Raw genomic sequence first — 19,558 nt, 5'->3', positions numbered from 1 at the left:
GGGACAATCAATCCCTTATTGCTGAGAATATTATGAACATCGGCATGCCAAAGTTTAGATTCTGGCCTTATAGCGTCAAAAAAGGAGATTTCCCAAGTGGAAATCCCCTTTTTCGCTACGAGTTTTGTCACACTCGCTTTGTTTCACGTGTAACATTATGACTCTTCATGCTTCTTACGCTTAGCAAGTCCAAGCAAGCTCATGACGCTTAGTAATGCCAGACCAATAAGCGATGAGTGATTCTCATGTTCATTGGTTTGAGGTAACTTTTCGCCCTTACTTGCAGCGGCTTGAGACTGACGGGAAGCACTCTGACTCATATCAGCTTTAACGCGGGCTTTTGCCCCACTGTTCTCAGCAGAAGCCATCTCAGCGCCTGATTCTTCACCAGTTGCATTTTCTTGACCGGATTGCAGACCTGGAGCCCCATTTTGATCATTGTTCTGACCAGATTGTGGGTGCTGATCATCATTTTGATCCTCACCCTCTCCTGGTTGCTGAGTCTCATCAGTGCCACCACCAGGTTGATTGACGTCTGGCTGACCATCGGTGCCTTCACCACCATTAGTTAGTGGTGTAACCGGCGTCGTTGGATTAACTGTGTAAACAATGTAAACATTAGAACTGTGCACATCGTCACCCATAACTGGATACAAGTCATCAGCTGGAATACCCGCAGTGGTGGCCGTATAACCACTAATGTCCTTGGCAGGATATTCTGCGTAGCCACCCTGAGGAATTGCAACGGTCCGGCCAGTGATATCATCGGTTGAAACGTTCCAGGTTAAGGTTTGTGTGACTGGGTCAGCTATTTGATTACCATTTTGATCGACAAAGTGGATCGTGCGAGTTGTAACCCAATTGGTATGAGTAATGTGGTGATTCAAGTGCACGGTGACCGCATTATCGCCAGGTGTCAGCGTGTACGTCAGCTCAGTTGGTTGGCCATTTGCCAATACGTAACCAGCAGGTGCCACTGGATCGATTGTTAATGTCGTACCATTAGAACCACCCATCTGTTCAGTTTTCACTAGCTTGCCGGTTGGGTCATCAATGTATTTGACAGTCAGACCCTCCTGCACCGGCCCGTAGAAGATCGTCTCAACGCTATTGTTTGGCTTGCTCGTCGTGGCAGTCAGTGTGGAAGCCGTTACTTCGTAGGTAGAAGGAATATACCCGTCAAATGCAGGTGCGCTGGTCGCGGCATACTGTGTCTCCGGCGTGTAGGTAGATATACCAGTGACATCATCCTTGGCCACGTTCCACGTGATGGTCTGGGAAGTTGGTGCTTTCAGCGGCGTTGTGGTGCCCTGAATCAGGTAGTCCACCGTTTGCGTAGTCTGCATCGTTGAATCAGTAATGTGGTGGGTCAAGTGCACGGTGAGTGAGTTGTTGCCAGCTGTCAAAGTATATGGCAACGTGTTTGCTTGACCATTTGCGAGCAGATAACCGGCAGGAACCGTCACACTGTAACTGCCAGTTTGGTCTGTAATACCATTTACGTGATCAGTCTTAACGGTTGAGCCATCCGTATCATCCACATAGGTTACCTGCAGAGTTTGCGGATCAGCGGTGTAGTAAACATCAACACTGCTGTCAGTTGGCTTCGTAGTTGTGGCATCTGGATATTCTGCGGCTACCTCAGCTAATTTTGCGGTATAGCCAGGAACAACCGCTGCATTTTGCGGTCCATAAGGATTCTGAGCCGTGTATACAGTATTGCCATTGACATCATCAGTTCTAACAGCCCAGGTAACCGTCTGAACTGTTGGATCCGCCAACTTTGTTGTCGTCCCGTTCAACAGATAATTGATGGTACGAGTTGTCGTAGCAGTGCTCGTCGTAAAGTGGTGGGTCAAATGAATCGTGATGGCATTTGTCCCAGTAGTTAACGTGTACGGTACAGTAGCAGCTTGACCCTTCGCTAATTCATACTTAGCAGGCACAACTGCGGTATAAGTCCCAGTGCCATCAGTTTCACCGTTAACACTGTCAGTCTTAACAATGGAACCATCGGTATCATCGACATAGGTCACCGCCAGGGTTTGCGGATCAGCAGTGTAGTATACATTAACAGTGCTGTCAGTTGGCTTCGAAGTTGTGGCATCTGGATAATTTGCGGCTACCTCAGCTAATTTGGCGGTATAGCCAGCAACAGTTGCCGTAGCTTGCGGACCATAAGGATTCTGAGCCGTGTAAACAGTATTACCATTAACTTCGTCAGTCCTAACAGCCCAAGTAACCGTCTGAACCGTTGGGTCAGCCAACTGCGTTGTCGTCCCGTTCAACAGATAATTGATCGTTCGAGTAGTCGTTGCAGTGCTCGTCGTAAAGTGGTGGGTCAAATGAATTGTGATGGCATTTGTCCCAGTAGTTAACGTGTACGGTACAGTAGCAGCTTGACCCTTCGCTAATTCATACTTAGCAGGCACAACTGCGGTATAAGTTCCAGTGCCATCAGTTTCACCGTTAACACTGTCAGTCTTAACAGTGGAACCATCGGTATCATCGACATAGGTCACCGCCAGGGTTTGCGGATCAGCAGTGTAGTATACATTAACAGTGCTGTCAGTTGGCTTCGAAGTTGTGGCATCTGGATAATTTGCAGCTACCTCAGCCAATTTTGCGGTGTAGCCAGCAACAGTTGCCGTAGCTTGCGGACCATAAGGATCCTGAGCCGTGTAGACAGTATTACCATTCACATCATCAGTCCTAACAGCCCAGGTAATCGTCTGAACCGTTGGGTCAGCCAACTGCGTTGTCGTCCCATTCAGCAGATAATTGATGGTTCGGGTCGTGGTTGCAGTACTTGTCGTAAAGTGATGGGTCAAATGAATTGTGATGGCATTTGTCCCAGTAGTTAACGTATACGGTACAGTAGCAGCTTGACCCTTCGCTAATTCATACTTAGCAGGCACAACTGCGGTATAAGTTCCAGTGCCATCAGTTTCACCGTTAACACTGTCAGTCTTAACAGTGGAACCATCGGTATCATCGACATAGGTCACCGCCAGGGTTTGCGGATCAGCAGTGTAGTATACATTAACAGTGCTGTCAGTTGGCTTCGAAGTTGTGGCATCTGGATAATTTGCAGCTACCTCAGCCAATTTTGCGGTGTAGCCAGCAACAGTTGCCGTAGCTTGCGGACCATAAGGATCCTGAGCCGTGTAGACAGTATTACCATTCACATCATCAGTCCTAACAGCCCAGGTAATCGTCTGAACCGTTGGGTCAGCCAACTGCGTTGTCGTCCCATTCAGCAGATAATTGATGGTTCGGGTCGTGGTTGCAGTACTTGTCGTAAAGTGATGGGTCAAATGAATTGTGATGGCATTTGTCCCAGTAGTTAACGTATACGGTACAGTAGCAGCTTGACCCTTCGCTAATTCATACTTAGCAGGCACAACTGCGGTATAAGTTCCAGTGCCATCAGTTTCACCGTTAACACTGTCAGTCTTAACAGTGGAACCATCGGTATCATCGACATAGGTCACCGCCAGGGTTTGCGGATCAGCAGTGTAGTATACATTAACAGTGCTGTCAGTTGGCTTCGAAGTTGTGGCATCTGGATAATTTGCAGCTACCTCAGCCAATTTTGCGGTGTAGCCAGCAACAGTTGCCGTAGCTTGCGGACCATAAGGATCCTGAGCCGTGTAGACAGTATTACCATTCACATCATCAGTCCTAACAGCCCAGGTAATCGTCTGAACTGTTGGATCCGCCAACTGTGTTGTCGTCCCGTTCAACAAATAATTGATGGTTCGGGTCGTGGTTGCAGCACTTGTCGTAAAGTGGTGGGTCAAATGAATGGTGATAGCATTTATCCCAGTAGTTAACGTATATGGCACCGTACTTGATTGCCCTTTGGCTAATTCATACTTCGCGGGCACGACTGCGGTATAAGTTCCAGTCCCATTTGTTTCACCATTAACACTATCTGTCTTAACAGTGGACCCATCCGAATCATCGACGTAGGTCACCTTCAAGGTTTGTGGATCTGCGGTGTAGTAAACATCAACACTGCTGTCGGTTGGCTTCGTAGTTGTGGCATCTGGATATTCTGCGGCTACCTCAGCTAACTTTGCAGAATAGCCAGGAACAACCGCTGTATTTTGTGGTCCAAAAGGATTTTGGGCCGTATAGACAGTCGCCCCAGTAATATCGTCGGTGCTGGAATTCCAAGTAATTGTTTGGATAGTAGGATCAGCTACTTGGGTTGTCGAACCATTCAGTAAATAATTAATAGTCCGTGTCGTTTGGACAGTCCCATGTGAGACATGGTGGGTCAAGTGAACATTTATTGTTTGTTTTGGATCAGTAGTAAACGTATATGTCCCAGTAACGTCTTTCGTATCACTATTCACTGAAACATTTGGCTGATTATCAACCAAAACGTATCCCGCTGGCACCTTGCCGAGGTTCCAAGTTGATGTCGCATTTGCTGCACCGTTCAACTCGACACCCGAGCCGACCACTGCGCCCCCATTATCATCATCAACATAATTAACCGTTGCACTAATGTTGCTTTCCAGCTCATATTGAACAAAATCGCCATCATAGAAATATTGAGCAACTGTTCCAAAGATCGCAGAGCCGTCTCCAGTACCATCGATAATTTTCGGGTCAACATTACCTGCTGAATCTTGAACCAATGAATAGCCGGCTGGAATAAGTGCTTGGTCAGCTGCCGAAAAGTCCGTCACTTTCGTCGGATAGTCATTCTTAAACACATCAACATTATCATTTAGTTTTTGTTTTAAATCGTCGAGAGCTACATATTGGTCTTTACCGTTTTGGTCAACATAGTGATAGCGAGCCTGGATAGTGGAGTCCCCGATTATCTTGATCGATGCGTCTTGACTGCCACCAAGACTGACCTTCGCACCATCACCGTAAAATGCCGTTTGGAGGGATCCGGTTTTACCCGCCTGAGTAGCAAACGGTTCAGCCGTGGTCCCAGTTAAGGCAATTCGACCCGTTGAACTGTTGGCCTTAATATCTTTAATTTGAACAATTACGGAGCGAATTGTTGACCAATCTTTAACCTCTGACGCCGGAACGTAACCCGTTAAATCAGGTGCAGTCTCAGTTCCAAGCATCGTTTGTGGTTTCGTCGAATAAAGGACTGTTGGATTAATGGCCGTACCAGTCCCACTGACATCCGTATAATTAGTTGGGACAGTGATTGGACCGTCTAAATTAAAGGTGTACTGTGACCCCTTCGCATCACCAATTGTCGGCAGATTAATCGCTATTGATGCCTGACTATCTTTGGCATTGGCCTCAAGAGCAAGATAAAGAATATTATCATAAAAGGTTAGCGTTGAAGACCCTTGATCATCACTCTTGCCAGCAGCTACAGGATCAGGATCAGTGTTACCCTGTGCCAATGATGTGTTAAAAAACGAACTAGCAGTCACAATTTGCCAGTTTCCGGAACCATTTTGCATCAAAAAGGCATTCTGATTACCTTCAGTATATGAAGTGTTCTCAACTCGAGTCTTATTGGTAAGCTTAGTGGTTGGCGATACGATATACATCAAATACGGGTATGAACCTGGAAGTGCATCGGGGTTATTGACGACATTGATATTACCATTTTTACTTGCATCATCCGTATTCACAGTAATACCAGTACCCGTATAGTCAATTTTAACGACAGTATGGCCATCATTAGATTTAAATTCACTAATTTTGGCTCCCGGTAAGGCAGTGGGCGTGCCATCAACAGCAACGGCAGTCGGTAAAACAAAGTAGAAAATTGGTTCAAAAATCTTTTTCGAAACCTGACCGTAATTACCGCCTTGAACATAAAAGTTCCCACCCTCTTCACCTGGGGTAGTGCTTGACTGCTTTGCATATCCTATTCCATAAGAACTATCTTCGACGACAGTTTGAACAATCGTTGCTGACACAGTATCAGCCGCAGCATCTGATTTAGAAGTTGAGAGTGCAATCGATGAAGTTAAAGTATCTCCATATTTAACTGGATCACCATTATCATAAGTTTGTGCCAAATTACCATAAACAATTAAATTTTGATATGGACCGGTAACCGGTTTAGTGACATCATACCCGACAGCCGTTTCAGTATTTGCCCCTGGAGCAAGTTGGTTCGGCGTCAATACGAGTGTCCTAATGGATGACGACTTAGTAGGAACCACCTTGTCACCAGCGTTCACCGTCCCCGTTTCAGTTGAACCATCAGCTAGGGTCAAAACGTATGAGTAACTAGTAGTCCCAGGCAGATAGACCTTCGGATTGACATCTGAAGTTGGCGTCTGAATGCCAGTTGCATCAAGTCCATCTGGAATCTTAATTGTAATCGTAGCGTCACTGGTATCTTGAATTGCATTCATCATAAACCCAAAACTTGATAGATAAGTTGGATCATCCGTCGGGTCATTATCGAGCAATAATTGAGCCTCTGAAGCATGTGCTGAGACGGTTGCTTTACCAGCCCCAATGGCTGAACCACCCGAATTGACACCAAGAATAGTAACCTTCCAAGGTGCAGCAGTTGCGGTTAATTTATCCCCGTCTGAGTTTATGATCTGACTGAAGGCGGGCCCGCCATCAGCAGTATAATCGGTATCGGTAGCTGGTTGCGTGATATCAAAAGAACCAATAATTTTATAAGGGCCTTCATTGCGCCAGTTTTCAGTACCACTGCCGACAGGAACATTAATAATCAAATCGGTGCCTGCTCCGCCTGGTTGTGTAATGGTTGTCTTGTCAGGATGACCAGCGGAGAAACTATTAATTTTTGCAGTGTTTGTCTCATCAAGTTTGAACCCGGCTGGCACCGGAATCGTCACCGTCGTCCCACCATAATTATCATCAAGATTTACTAAAGAAGTTGTTGAACCACCATCCTTAACACCGTTAGCTTCGTTGACTGCCAAACTAAAAACATAGTTCGTATTTGGTAGTAGCTCGGGAACACTACCTGCGTCAGGAAACAGCTGTGTCACACCAGTTAGATTAACGGTTGGTTTAATCGTTTGAGTAAACGTAACCGGCACCGGATCACCACCGTTTGCAGACCAGGTTATCGTTTCGGTGACCGTTTTACCCACATTATCCATGGCCTGCCATTGGGCAAGATAATTATCATTTAAACCAATCTTGATCAACTGAGTGGTTACTGTTGCAACATTAAAGGTATCAGTAATGGTAACTGGCCCATTTTTAGGTGTATCAACAACTGTTGTCCCAACAGCTGCAGCCAATGGATCAACCGATTTGTAACTAAATACCTGTGTGGCAGCCGGCAAAGTAATCACATACTTATCACCTGGTTGAGCGGTCACTTTGAAAGTCGCAACAAGTTGATCGTTAGGATTAGTTGTCCCATACCCAACGCCAGGAGAGCTCAACGTTAGTGACGCCTCAGTATCTGAATCACCAACGGCAATGACCGTCTGTGGTTTAAGAGTTTGCGTGTATACTTGTGCAGATTGGTTTTTCGCTGTTTGAAGTTCACTGGCAGTTGGTTCAACCAGCGTCTTGGTATTGGCATCCTGACTGGTACCTTTTGTCTGTGTATCAGTCTGCACTGTCTGCTGATTCGACGCCCCTGATTGCGGATCTGACTGAGCAGTCTGTTGATCTGCAGTCCCTGACTGTTTGCCCGGTTGAACTGTCTGTTGCTGACTGTCTGTATCAGCTGAATCGAAAACTGAAGCAGTTGGCGTTGACTGAGCTGCCGCGGTGCTTTTTGCTGCAGCTGAGGTTAAATTTTGATTAGCCTGAGTATTTCCAGTGCCCTTATTCTCTGCTGTACCTGATTGATCTGCACCCTGAGAATTGGTGTTAGCATGAGCTGCTGAATCCGTCTGACTAGAATCGGCCGCACTGCTTAGCTTCACACTCGACCCACTTAACTTAGAATTAGGTGTACTTTCTGTCGTATCGTTGGTGCCAGTATTCACGGTATTATCTTGAGCAAAGGCTGTTGTACCGCCAGCCAAAAACAAAGCCGCACTCAGTGACAGGCTAGCAATGCTCGCAAAGACCCATTTTTTTCCAACCTTATATGCTTTATAATGCTCCCTAACATTTGAATCGATTAACTTCTGTTGATTATTTTTTCCAACCATCTGGTAATCCCCCCTACCATACTAATCGCCAGTACTCAAAGCTTAACGCTGAAAGTTAAAATCCCTTTAAAACATCCATTCTTAAACACTTGCGAATGACAATCTATTTAGTCCATCCATCGTGATTAACAATCTAATGAACGCCCTAAACGATTTACAAAAATCAAATATCCGGGTATATAATGGCACAATTTTTTCTGATTGTATAGATGTATTGTTTCCCAACTTTTTTAATTTTTTACCTTTTTTTGAAATTTTTTGGTAAGCTGATAAAAGAAGTATCAACCTATAGATCAATATTCCTAGAAACTCAACTATAAAAAAGATTTCTAAAATTCGGTAACGCCTGATAATTTAATGAAAAAATTAAAATCTAATCATTAAAAAGTCAACTGCACTAAAACGTCCTTGCTGTTCATCAAAAACAACAAGGACGTTTAGACGTTAAATGGGACATAATTTAATATAGTGTCCCTTTATTTAATTCGAATTTAGTTGATCCGTTCAACTGGATTTCTAAAACTGGGGGATCTTTGACTCGTAAGCTTCAATCTGATCTTCATACTGCATCGTAATCGCAATATCATCCAAACCATTAACGAACTTATGCTTCCACAATGGATCAATATCAAACGGAAAAGTTTGGCCATCATAACGAACTTCCTGATTAGGCAGATCAACGGTAATTTTGGCATCCGCTGGTGCGGCCGCTAATGTCTCTCGCTGGTCTCGTGGCAGCTTGATTGCTAGGAAGCCATTCTTCGTACTGTTCATATAGAAGATATCACTGAAGCCACCCGCAATCACCACTTTAAAGCCGTAATCTTTAAGTGCCCAAACGGCGTGTTCACGTGAAGAGCCACAGCCAAAATTATCCCCCGCGATCAAGATCTCAGCACCTTGCCGTTCCGGCCGATTTAAAATGAAATCCGCGTTTGGCGAGCCATCCTTGTTATAACGCCAATCGAAAAATAAATGGCGACCATAACCAACCTTTAAAATATTTTTCAAAAATTGCTTGGGAATTAGCTGATCGGTATCAATGTTATCTTTCATGATTGGTACTGAAGTGCCTGTAATTGTGGTAATCGGTTCCATTATGCAACGCCTACCTTTCGAATATCAACAAAGTGACCATTGATGGCTGCTTCAGCAACCATTGCCGGACTGGCCAGGTGGGTTCGTGATCCTGCCCCTTGACGGCCCTCAAAGTTCCGGTTCGAAGTTGAGGCACAGTGCACGCCGGCCGGCACTTGGTCAGGATTCATGCCAAGACAAGCTGAACAACCAGGTTCTCGCCATTCACAGCCCGCATCCTTAAAGATCTTATCCAGGCCTAACTTTTCGGCTTCGTGTTTAATCGTCCGTGACCCCGGTACAACTAAGGCCGTGACTTGCGGCGCAATGTGATGACCCTTGAGGATCGATGCCGCAATCTTCAAATCAGACAAACGACCATTTGTACATGAACCAAAAAAGGCAAATTCAATTGGAATTTCCGGCGCTTTTTGACCTGGATGTAAGCCAACATATTCATACGCCTTACGATCATCCTCATTTTTGATTTCCGGAAACGGTTGGTCAACCGGAACGGCCATCCCGGGATTGGTTCCCCAAGATACGAACGGTGCCAGTTCGGTAACGTCCATATCAAGGGTGGTATCAAATGCCGATTCATCATCCGTGTAGAATTGCTGCCAATACTGGATAGCCTTTTCCATGTTCTTTGGAGCATACTTTCGACCCGCCACGTAATCAAAGGTTTTTTGATCTGGTTTCATCGCACCCATTTTGGCACCGCCTTCGATACACATGTTACACAGGGTCATGCGCTCTTCCATGCTCATCCGGTCGATCGTATCCCCGTAAAATTCAACCGCGTAGCCCGTTCCAAATGATACCCCTTCACGCGCAATCAATCCCATAATGATATCCTTAGCGTAGATCCCGTGGGGCAGCTCACCATGAACGTGGATCCCCATCGTCTTTGGTTTAGTCTGCCAAATCGTTTGCGTAGCCAAAACGTGTTCAACTTCGGAGGTCCCGATGCCAAATGCAATGGAACCGAATGCGCCGTGAGTAGCCGTGTGCGAATCCCCGCAAACGATAACCATCCCCGGTTGCGTTAATCCCAATTGCGGGCCAATAACGTGGATGATTCCCTGGTCTTCATCCCCCATACCAGCTAGGCGAACGCCGAATTCCTTCGCGTTTTTCCCTAAGGTATCAATCTGCAGACGAGAAATTTTATCTTTGACGTTAAAGATATCTTCCGTCGGTACGTTGTGATCCATCGTCGCGAAGGTTTTGTCGGTTCGACGGACTTTTCGGTGATTTTCGCGCAACCCTTCAAAGGCCTGCGGTGAAGTCACCTCGTGGAGTAAGTGCAGATCGACGTAGATCAATTGCGGCTCCCCTGCATTTCCAGTAATCACGTGCTGGTTCCAAATTTTATCAAACATGGTCTGGCTCATATGAATGCCTGCTTTCCTTAATATGATTAATAATTGCACTGGTCATCTCATCGGTGGTTGCGTTACCGCCCAAGTCTGGTGTGACAACGCCTGATTCAACAGTCGCATCAACTGCATCGCTGATTTGTTTCGCGAGGTCGGCTCGATCAAACGAGTGGGTCAGCATCATGGCCACTGACTTCACCATTGAGATCGGGTTAGCGATTCCCTGCCCGGCAATGTCTGGCGCCGACCCGTGAATCGGTTCGTATAGCGACGGCCCATTGCTGCCCCGGCTCATCGAGGGAATCGTTCCCAGTGAACCGGTGATCTGTGCCGCTTCATCACTCAAAATGTCGCCGAAGAGGTTTTCAGTTAGTATGACGTCAAATTGACTTGGCGAAGCAATGATTTTCATTGAAGCTGCATCGACGTAACTGGTGTCGTAGGTGACTGCTGGATATTCAGTGGCAATCTGAGCGACGATTTTTCGCCAGAGCTTACTGGTATCCAGCACGTTGGCCTTATCTACCAGCGTGACGTGCTTGCGGCGCTTCATTGCCATGTCAAATGCCACTCGCGTGATCCGTTCAATTTCTTGATTGGTGTAGCGCATCGTATCCAGTGCGTACTCCGAAGTCGTTTCTCGTGGCTGACCAAAGTAGATACCGCTAGTCAACTCACGGACGATGACAAAATCAACCGGTTCAGTGTTCTTAATTGGTGAATATTTTTGCATAGCCGGACTAATTTCAGTTGGTCGGATATTTGCAAATAAATTCAGTGCCTTTCGAATCGCTAACAGTCCCTGCTCTGGCGTCTTAGGCGCACCATCCCATTTTGGCCCGCCGATTGCTGCCAACAAAATGGCGTCACTTTTCTGGGCAGTTTGCAGTGCTTCGGCTGGTAAGGGGTCGCCGGCTTGGTCAATGCCAGCACCGCCAAATGGCATCTCATGTAATTGATAGTCGAAGTTTTGACCCTCGCTGACAGCGGCTAAAACCTTCAGCCCTGCTGCCATGATCTCTGGTCCAATGTAGTCACCGGCAAGAACTGTGATCTGTGCTGTCATTAGGCGCTCACCTCGTTGTATTGATCCATGATCACACGCAAATCATCTTCGGAGACAATGTCGGTATGGTCGGCCTTATCTTTGAACCGTGGAAAAATCGTCTTCATATCATCACGGTCGACATCGTAACCCATTTTATTTAGCTTGGTCATCACCGCATGTGAACCAGAAAGTTTACCAAGGGGCAGGGTCGTCTTTTGGGCGCCAACGCTTTCAGGCGTCAGAATTTCATAAGTCTGTGGATTCTTCAGCATGCCGTCTTGGTGGATCCCTGATTCGTGGGCAAATGCATTGGCACCGACAACCGCCTTGTTATGCGGCACCGGCATCTTAGCAAATCGACTGATCATCTCGCTGGTGCGCTTAGTTTCCTTCATATTAATGTTGTTAGTAGCATCATAGTAATCTTTACGAACGTACATGGCAGCCGCAACTTCTTCCAACGCTGCGTTGCCGGCACGTTCTCCAATTCCGTTGATGGTGCCTTCAATTCGAGTCGCCCCATTTTCAATTGATGCCAGGCTGTTAGCAACGGCCATTCCTAAATCATCATGGCAGTGAACCGAAAAGGTGTATTTATCAAAATCCGTCACGTTTTCGCGGAGATTCTTGAAGAGTTCTGCGAATTCGACGGGGTTCGTATAGCCCACCGTATCCGGAATATTGATCACTGTAGCACCAGCTGCAGTGGCAGCGTTGATCGACTCAACGAGAAAATCAGGTTCCGTCCGGGTAGCATCTTCCGGTGAGAACTCAACGATATCGAAAAACTGATGGGCGTAAGAGACGCAGTCGGTGATAGTATCAATCACCTGCTGCTTAGTCATATGTAATTTTGAATCACGATGAATCGGACTGGTAGCAATGAAAACGTGTACCTGTTTATGGGCGGCATCGGCAGTTGCTTTTACACAAGCATCAATGTCACCTTTTCGGGCCCGCGCAAGACCAGTTACGCAGGCCTTCTTCACGGCGCGTGAAACTGCTTGAACGGCCTCAAAATCGCCCTCGGAAGCAACTGGGAAGCCGGCTTCAATGACGTCGACACCCCACGCCTCAAGCTGCTTTGCGATTGCTACTTTCTCATCAATACTGAAGTTAACACCAATGGTTTGTTCGCCGTCACGCAGCGTGGTATCAAAAAATTGAATCTGTTTTGTCATAGTGGATCATCCTCTCAGGATTAGTATTTTAACCAAAAACAACACCCCATTCACAGAGAATGGGGTGTTGTTTCGTCAGCCCCATTCCATAACGCAAATAGGACTTGACGTGTTACATTGTCAAATCCTAAGTCATAGTAATAAGGCTAATAAAGAGGTTGCAAGTGTTGAGTTGTTGTTAAATTGAACAGTCATCATGTGTAACCTCCTCGTCGTTTTTAGTATGGCCAAACTTTAGCATATTAAATGAGAGCTGACAACGTGTTTTCTAATATTCCTAATATTTTTCTCATTTTAAGCAGGCCAAATTCCCGTTAATGTCTGGAATCTCGTTCCACGCGCATTTATTGATATTCTTTTTTCTCAGAAATATATTCCGGATTCTTTGATATAGTATCGGAATTCTAATTGTACGATTTAAGATACTAATGATGAAATGTATCATTTGTGCTATAATGCACGTGGATAAATATGAATTTGTTATAACGGAAGGGATGTTCCTTACAATGAATGAAATCAAATCACGTCGACAAATTATTCAGGTGGGTAATTCACTTGCCATTACGATTCCCGCTAATATTGCCCGCAAATTAAACGCTCAAAAGGGTGATGAAATCGATGTCACGTTTAGAAATGATGTTCAGCTTGACGACCAGTTTTACAGTAGTCTTGACAGAGCTATCAACCAATACGATTTGACCCTAGATCAACTACGAGGTGACGAATAGATGCGTTATATTACAGCGGATGAACTGATTGCCATTAATAGCCGGTTAGTGATCGATGCTGGTCAGCAACCCGGCATCAACAACGCTGATCTCCTAAATAAGATCATTGCAGTGCCGCAAGCAAACTTTTATGACCGAAACTTACGTGAAATGGTGGCCAATAAAACCGGCTTCCTCTTTGCGTCGATCATTTCTGGTAAACCATTTTCCAGTTATAATTTGCAAACGGCCGCCATTGCGGTGTCAACGTTGGCTGACCTGAACGACTATGAATTAACTTTCAGTAACGCTGAGTTCACTGACTTAGTCAATCGTGTTGATCAAGACCAGGTCCCTGAAACCGAATTATTCAATATTTTTAACGACCATTTAAAGGAGCATTAGTGCCCCGCTATGAAGACAATTGACGATAAGACGATATATAGCCCATTTCATTTAAAATCAGGCGGTATCAGAAGAATTCCAAAGTTATCGAATTCATCTGATACCGCCTGATTGCGTTCAATTCTAGGATACTGAGTCCGATTTACGTTGTTGTCGTAATATTTTGGGTGATGTTATCCAACCAACGATTGCGTGTATGACATTCAAAAGCTCATCAGATCAACTTTTTGGCAATTTTAACTGCATCAAATCGTGCACAAAATGATTTTCATCTGGGGTTAAAACGTAGCCCTTCCGACTGACAATTGACACGTTAAACTGTTCCGGAAGCGGATCATTAATTGTCAGACACGCTAGGACATCTTCGTCACTCTTAGCCACAATATCACGAACTAGTAGACTGATACCCAAATTTTCCTTAACTAAACTAGTGATCCAGGCGATATCAGGGGTTCTGTAGATTACCGGCGGGTTGACACCAGCATATTCGGAATACGCCTTGAACACTTTAGGATGAATAAATTTGCGGTTCAGCATAATAAATTTTTCATTTGCCAACTGTTTAAAATTGACGCTGCCCTGCTCAGCCAGCGGGTGTTGACGGCTAACAACGATAACGAAGGGTCGACTGCCAATTCGATGGACTTCAAGTGATGGTTCGTGGAGTGGTAGGACTGAGGCTAATAACGCAATATCAATCTCACCGGCCTTAACGGCATCCAACAACCCACCGGAACCCATTTCAGTGACCTTAAGCCGCTGCAAAAGACCGTCCTTCAGCAAACGACCAGCAAGGGACGGAAAGTATAATGTTCCAATGATCGGTGGCAGCCCAAAACGAATTTGGGATAACTTGGCGTTGTCGATTTCTTGATGAGCAAGGCTCAAGCTGGTTGCAATTTCACTGGCCTTCTCATACAACAATTGTCCCGAACGCGTAATTTCTGTTCTGTGATGGGCACGATCCACATGCACCAGTTCATCAGCAAATTCTTTTTCCAATCGTTTGATGGCCTGTGTCACGGTAGGCTGCGAGACATTAAATAACTCAGCGACCGCCGTATAGTTTCGTTTTTCAACTAACGCCTTAAAATAGGCAAGGTCCTTTGTGTTCATGTTACACTCCTCGAAAGTGGTATTGAAGTAAGTGTAGCACATAAGAGACGAGCGCTACATAGTTGTTTTAGCTCTCACAAAAAAGGTGACCCTAACTGTATTTTCCACACTTAGAAATACAGCTGAAGTCACCTTTTTTGTTTGAAACTTTATAGTTCGTGTTACCTTTTACCACATACCAAGTACTTTCATCCACAACGAACCAATCCCGCCCCAAACGACGAGGTAGACTAACCCAAGGATGAAGTTTAACCGCCACCAGTCACTTTGCTTGTTATAACCAGCACCAAACAAGGCGGAGGCTGGCCCGTTTGCATACTGCGTAGTTGAACCGAAAATTGCGCCAACAAAGCCTAGCATCACGGCCGCAAACGTTGCTGGTGCACCAGCGGAAATGGCGACGGCCAGCAGAGCACTATACATCGCAGTAACGTGAGCCGTTCCGGAAGCAAAGAGGTAGTGACTGTAGAAGTAAAAGATTACCAGTACGACCATCACGATTCCCCAGCTCATGCCATGAAGGCTATTACCCAATGCCTTCGACATCCATGGAATGAAGCCTAAGGTATTCAACTCGTTAGCCATAAAAATCAAAATTGCGAACCAAACGATCGTGTTCCAAGCACCGGTCTCAGCTAGGATGTCCTTCACACTAAGCACACCAGATAGCAGCAACAGACCAACGGCTAAGAACGCAACGGTGGTAGCATCCAAACCAATGAAACTAGAAATCATCCAAAGGACCAAAGCAATGACGAAGACGCCAGCCATTAATTTCTCAGGTAACGAGACCTTGCCCATTTCAGCAAGTTCTTTATCTGCCCATTCCTTTGCATTAGGAGTTTCTTTGATCTCAGGCGGATACAGTTTGTAGATCAACCAAGGAACTAGTGCTAAACAAATGATGCCTGGCACGATTGCTGCGACAAACCAGCCGATCCATGAAATTTGAACGTGCAACCCCTTCGCCAACGCTACGGCAACCAGGTTAGGTGCCATCGCAGTCATAAACATTCCGGATGTAATGATGTCACCATGAAATTCTGAGAAAATCAAGTAGGAACCGATTTTACTCTGGGTACCATCCTTCGGCGAAGAACCAAAAGTATCTGACAGTGACTCAATAATTGGAAAAACAATTCCACCGGCACGCGCCGTATTACTTGGCGTTGCAGGTGCAGTAACAAGGTCGACCCCAATTAAGGCGTAGGCCAAGCCCAAAGTCCGTTTACCAAACAGTTTCACGAAGATCAATGCGATCCGGCGGCCAAGACCCGTGTTAATGAAGCCACGCGATAGGAAGTAAGCCATCCCAATCATCCAAACCGTGCCATTACCAAACCCTACGGTGGCGTCATCGATGCTGACCACGCCAAGCAATACTGCAAGTGTCATGCCAATAAGAGCGACCCCAGCAATCGGCAGGGGTTGGGTAATACAACCCAAAATAGTAGCAACAAAAATAGCTAACATGTGCCATGCGACCATTGAAACACCAGCTGGCTTAAATGGTGATAAAAACCAAATGATCAATCCCACAGCAAGTGGCAAGATAAATTTGCGATAATTAATTTTGTTCAGTGTCATGTCATTAGCTCCCCATTAAGGTACCTTATTTTTGACTTACGTAGTTGAAAACTTGTTCGCCTGCCTGGCGACCAAAAATAACGGTTTCGGCGATTGAATTGCCGCCGATTCGGTTATTGCCATGAAGTCCGCCAACGATCTCCCCCGCGGCATAAAGTCCCTTGATGGAGTCTCCAGCTTCATTTAGAACTTCCGTTTTATGGTTGATGGCGATGCCACCCATGGTGTAATGAACGGCCGGTGCAATGTGAATGGCGAAGAACGGTGCATTTTCAATATCGCGATCCATACCAGTGGTCCGGTGGAAGGCCGCATCATTTTCATCTGTGACAGCTTTGTTCCAGTCAGTAACCGTTTGTTTTAAAGTTGCGGCATCAAATCCGAGCTGGTCGGCAATCTCATCCAGGGACTGTCCCGTATGCACAAGGCCGATGGAATCGTAAAATTCCACTGCCTTCACACGATTACGGATCCCCTGATCAAAAATCAGGTAGGCGCCACCCTCATTTAGCTGATCAATAGCAGCGGTCACATTTTTTCGGGTATCCAGCTCGTTAACAAACCGCTCACCGTGCTGGTTGACCAAAATAGCACCTTCACCACGAACAGCCTCACCAATCAAGTAAGCATGGTCAGTGTCTTGCTGAACAGTTGGGTGGACTTGGACTTGGTCCATATCAACCAACTTAGCACCTAATGCCTGTGCCAGTTTGATACCATCCCCGGTTGCACCAGGTTGATTAGTGGTCTTCATACCCTTTAAATCTGGGCGGTACTCAGCTAACATATCTTGATTAGCACCAAAGCCACCAGCCGCTAAGACTACTGCGTCAGCCGTTAACGGACCGCTTTGTTTACCAGTGGTTGCGCGAACACCCGTCACGCGGCCGTTTTCAGTGGTTAATTCAGTGACTTTTAAACCGGCAAATAACGGAATTCTAGCCTTTTGAACTTGTTTTAGTAATTCCGTGACGAGAAAGGCGCCAATCGGTGCCAGTGAGCTTGGCCGGTGGGTCCGCATCTTGCTCATGCCACCCGTGATCGTAATTTCATCTAAGTGAATGTCATGGTCGCTTAACCAATCAATTGCTAAAGCAGCGTGCGTTGAGAAGTATTTTAATAATTCCGTGTTGTTCTGATTGCCGCCACCCTTGAGTGTCTCGTCGTAAAATTCTTCAAAACTATCGACCACGTGGTGCTTTAACTGAACGTTGGTCTCGGCAGCGTTCATCCCTGACGACGCCCGGTTAGTATTACCACCTAGGTTGTCCATCTTTTCTAGAATCACGGGTTTCAAGCCCAGTTCATGAGCTTGAATGGCAGCCGTCATTCCAGCCGCGCCTGAACCGATGACGATCACGTCGTAGTGCTTTCTTAACTTCGTTAGTGACGTTGGTTCAAAATGAAATTTTTCAGCCATTACTAAACTCCTATTCTGTGACTATTTTTGATCGATATTGGTCATGTTGATCGGCACGACCCACTTGTCATACTGTTCTTCGGTAACTAAGCCAGACTTCAAAGCGGCTTCCTTCAAGTTTGTGCCTTCAGCCAAAGCTTCTTGGGCAATCGTGGCACTTTCGTGGTAGCCAATATGCGGTGACAATGCAGTCACCGTCATCAATGACCGATCGACTAATTCTTCCATCCGTTCTGAATTAACACTCAAGCCGTGGATCATCTTGTCAGCGAAGCCTCTCATAGTACCGGTTAATAATTCAGCCGATTCGAGAAAAGCAGCGATTAAAACGGGCTTATAAACGTTCATTTCAAAATTACCTTGGCTGGAAGCTAAATCAACGACCACATCGTTACCCATCACACGGACTGCGGCCATCGTAATGGCTTCAGCCTGGGTTGGGTTGACCTTACCAGGCATGATCGAGGAACCAGGTTCGTTAGCTGGAATGTTTAACTCGCCGTACCCAGCTCGTGGACCGGAAGCTAAGAAACGCACATCATTGGCAATCTTCATTAGGTCAGCAGCTAACGTCTTGATCGCCCCATGAACGACATTAAGACCGGAATGGTGTGCCAGACCGTAGAACTTGTTAGTATCTGCGGTAAAGTGAAGACCATAAAGCTCACCCATCTTTTCGGCAATGATGTCAGCAAAGCCTGGTGCTGCATTTAGACCCGTCCCGACAGCTGTGCCACCCATTGCCAGTTCGCTCAAGGTCTTGCCGAGCGTCTTTAAATAATCTAAGTCATGTTCCAAAGCAGACACCCAACCGGAAACTTCTTGGCCGAATGTTAACGGTGTTGCGTCCTGTAAATGGGTTCGGCCAATTTTTACAGTCTTCCAATACTTGTCTTGTTTAACTTTTAATTCATCAATTAAATGTTGCAGTGATTTTTCCAAACTACTAACAGCCTTAGCAGCCGTGATGTTCATGGCAGTTGGAAAAATATCGTTTGAGCTTTGACCCTTATTAACGTCGTCATTAGGTAAGATCTCAATGTCGCTGTTTAGCCTTGCAGCTTGGTGGGCAACGACCTCGTTAACGTTCATGTTGGTTTGAGTACCGGATCCCGTTTGATAGATCACCAATGGGAAGTCTTTACGCAGATCCTCATCATCCAGTGCTAACAAGGTGTTGATTGCCTCAACGATCAAGTCTGCCTTTGCGGCGTCAATATTCTTTAATTCTTTATTAGCGGTGGCTGCAGCCTTTTTAATCTGTAACAAAGCCTTGATCAATTCAAGCGGCATCTTTTCACCGGTGGGAAAGTTGTTACGACTCCGTTCCGTTTGAGCACCCCAAAGGGCGGTAGACGGGATCTTAACTTCGCCGATCGTGTCTGATTCAATTCTGTAGTCTGCCATGTTGTTGACCTCCATTGTCTGATGACTGAGTAAAAGTTCAAATATTTTAAGTGATGTATTTCACTAACAAAGATAGTTTAATTGCACACAAGTCCTATAGTCAAACTATGAAGACCTCATTGCATT

11 protein-coding genes are annotated in these 19,558 nt (G+C 45.8%); 2 read left to right on the top strand and 9 right to left on the bottom strand.

What is annotated here, in order from left to right; translation table 11 throughout:
- Positions 1–155 precede the first annotated feature (155 nt).
- The 5 genes from GM612_RS02745 to GM612_RS02725 form a co-directional block, all read right to left on the bottom strand.
- Complete coding sequence (locus tag GM612_RS02745; RefSeq protein WP_155430849.1) at positions 156–8,102, bottom strand: mucin-binding protein; 7,947 nt, start codon at positions 8,100–8,102, stop codon at positions 156–158.
- Positions 8,103–8,618: 516 nt separating this feature from the next.
- Positions 8,619–9,200: a 3-isopropylmalate dehydratase small subunit gene (gene leuD / locus GM612_RS02740; RefSeq protein ID WP_155430848.1), complete on the bottom strand. Its 582-nt coding sequence runs from the start codon at positions 9,198–9,200 to the stop codon at positions 8,619–8,621.
- A complete protein-coding gene (gene leuC / locus GM612_RS02735) occupies positions 9,200–10,576 on the bottom strand; it encodes a 3-isopropylmalate dehydratase large subunit (protein ID WP_155430847.1) in 1,377 nt (458 codons plus the stop codon). The genes leuD and leuC overlap by 1 nt, the downstream gene beginning before the upstream one ends.
- On the bottom strand, positions 10,557–11,627 hold the full coding sequence (gene leuB / locus GM612_RS02730; protein WP_155430846.1) for a 3-isopropylmalate dehydrogenase: 1,071 nt from the start codon (positions 11,625–11,627) through the stop codon (positions 10,557–10,559). The genes leuC and leuB overlap by 20 nt, the downstream gene beginning before the upstream one ends.
- The gene (locus GM612_RS02725; RefSeq protein ID WP_155430845.1) at positions 11,627–12,790 is read right to left on the bottom strand and encodes a 2-isopropylmalate synthase; all 1,164 of its coding nucleotides are present in this window, start codon (positions 12,788–12,790) and stop codon (positions 11,627–11,629) included. The genes leuB and GM612_RS02725 overlap by 1 nt, the downstream gene beginning before the upstream one ends.
- A gap of 506 nt (positions 12,791–13,296) precedes the next feature.
- Here GM612_RS02725 and GM612_RS02720 point away from each other — a divergent pair.
- Both GM612_RS02720 and GM612_RS02715 read left to right on the top strand, forming a co-directional pair.
- Positions 13,297–13,518, top strand: a complete 222-nt coding sequence (locus tag GM612_RS02720) for an AbrB/MazE/SpoVT family DNA-binding domain-containing protein (RefSeq protein WP_173021200.1) — start codon at positions 13,297–13,299, stop codon at positions 13,516–13,518.
- A complete protein-coding gene (locus GM612_RS02715) occupies positions 13,519–13,902 on the top strand; it encodes a hypothetical protein (RefSeq protein ID WP_155430843.1) in 384 nt (127 codons plus the stop codon).
- Positions 13,903–14,121: 219 nt separating this feature from the next.
- Here the strand turns inward: GM612_RS02715 and GM612_RS02710 are convergent, their stop codons facing one another.
- From GM612_RS02710 to GM612_RS02695, 4 genes are all read right to left on the bottom strand, one after another.
- Complete coding sequence (locus GM612_RS02710; protein ID WP_155430842.1) at positions 14,122–15,018, bottom strand: LysR family transcriptional regulator; 897 nt, start codon at positions 15,016–15,018, stop codon at positions 14,122–14,124.
- 168 nt (positions 15,019–15,186) lie between these two features.
- Complete coding sequence (locus GM612_RS02705) at positions 15,187–16,605, bottom strand: anion permease (RefSeq protein WP_155430841.1); 1,419 nt, start codon at positions 16,603–16,605, stop codon at positions 15,187–15,189.
- 25 nt (positions 16,606–16,630) lie between these two features.
- Positions 16,631–18,025: a flavocytochrome c gene (locus tag GM612_RS02700; RefSeq protein WP_155430840.1), complete on the bottom strand. Its 1,395-nt coding sequence runs from the start codon at positions 18,023–18,025 to the stop codon at positions 16,631–16,633.
- 21 nt (positions 18,026–18,046) lie between these two features.
- The gene (locus GM612_RS02695; RefSeq protein WP_155430839.1) at positions 18,047–19,432 is read right to left on the bottom strand and encodes a class II fumarate hydratase; all 1,386 of its coding nucleotides are present in this window, start codon (positions 19,430–19,432) and stop codon (positions 18,047–18,049) included.
- Between the last annotated feature and the right edge of the window lie 126 nt (positions 19,433–19,558).

The sequence above is a fragment of the Secundilactobacillus folii genome (genome assembly GCF_009720675.1).
GTDB classification, from domain to species: domain Bacteria; phylum Bacillota; class Bacilli; order Lactobacillales; family Lactobacillaceae; genus Secundilactobacillus; species Secundilactobacillus folii.
This window is presented reverse-complemented; position numbering and strand designations above follow the sequence as displayed.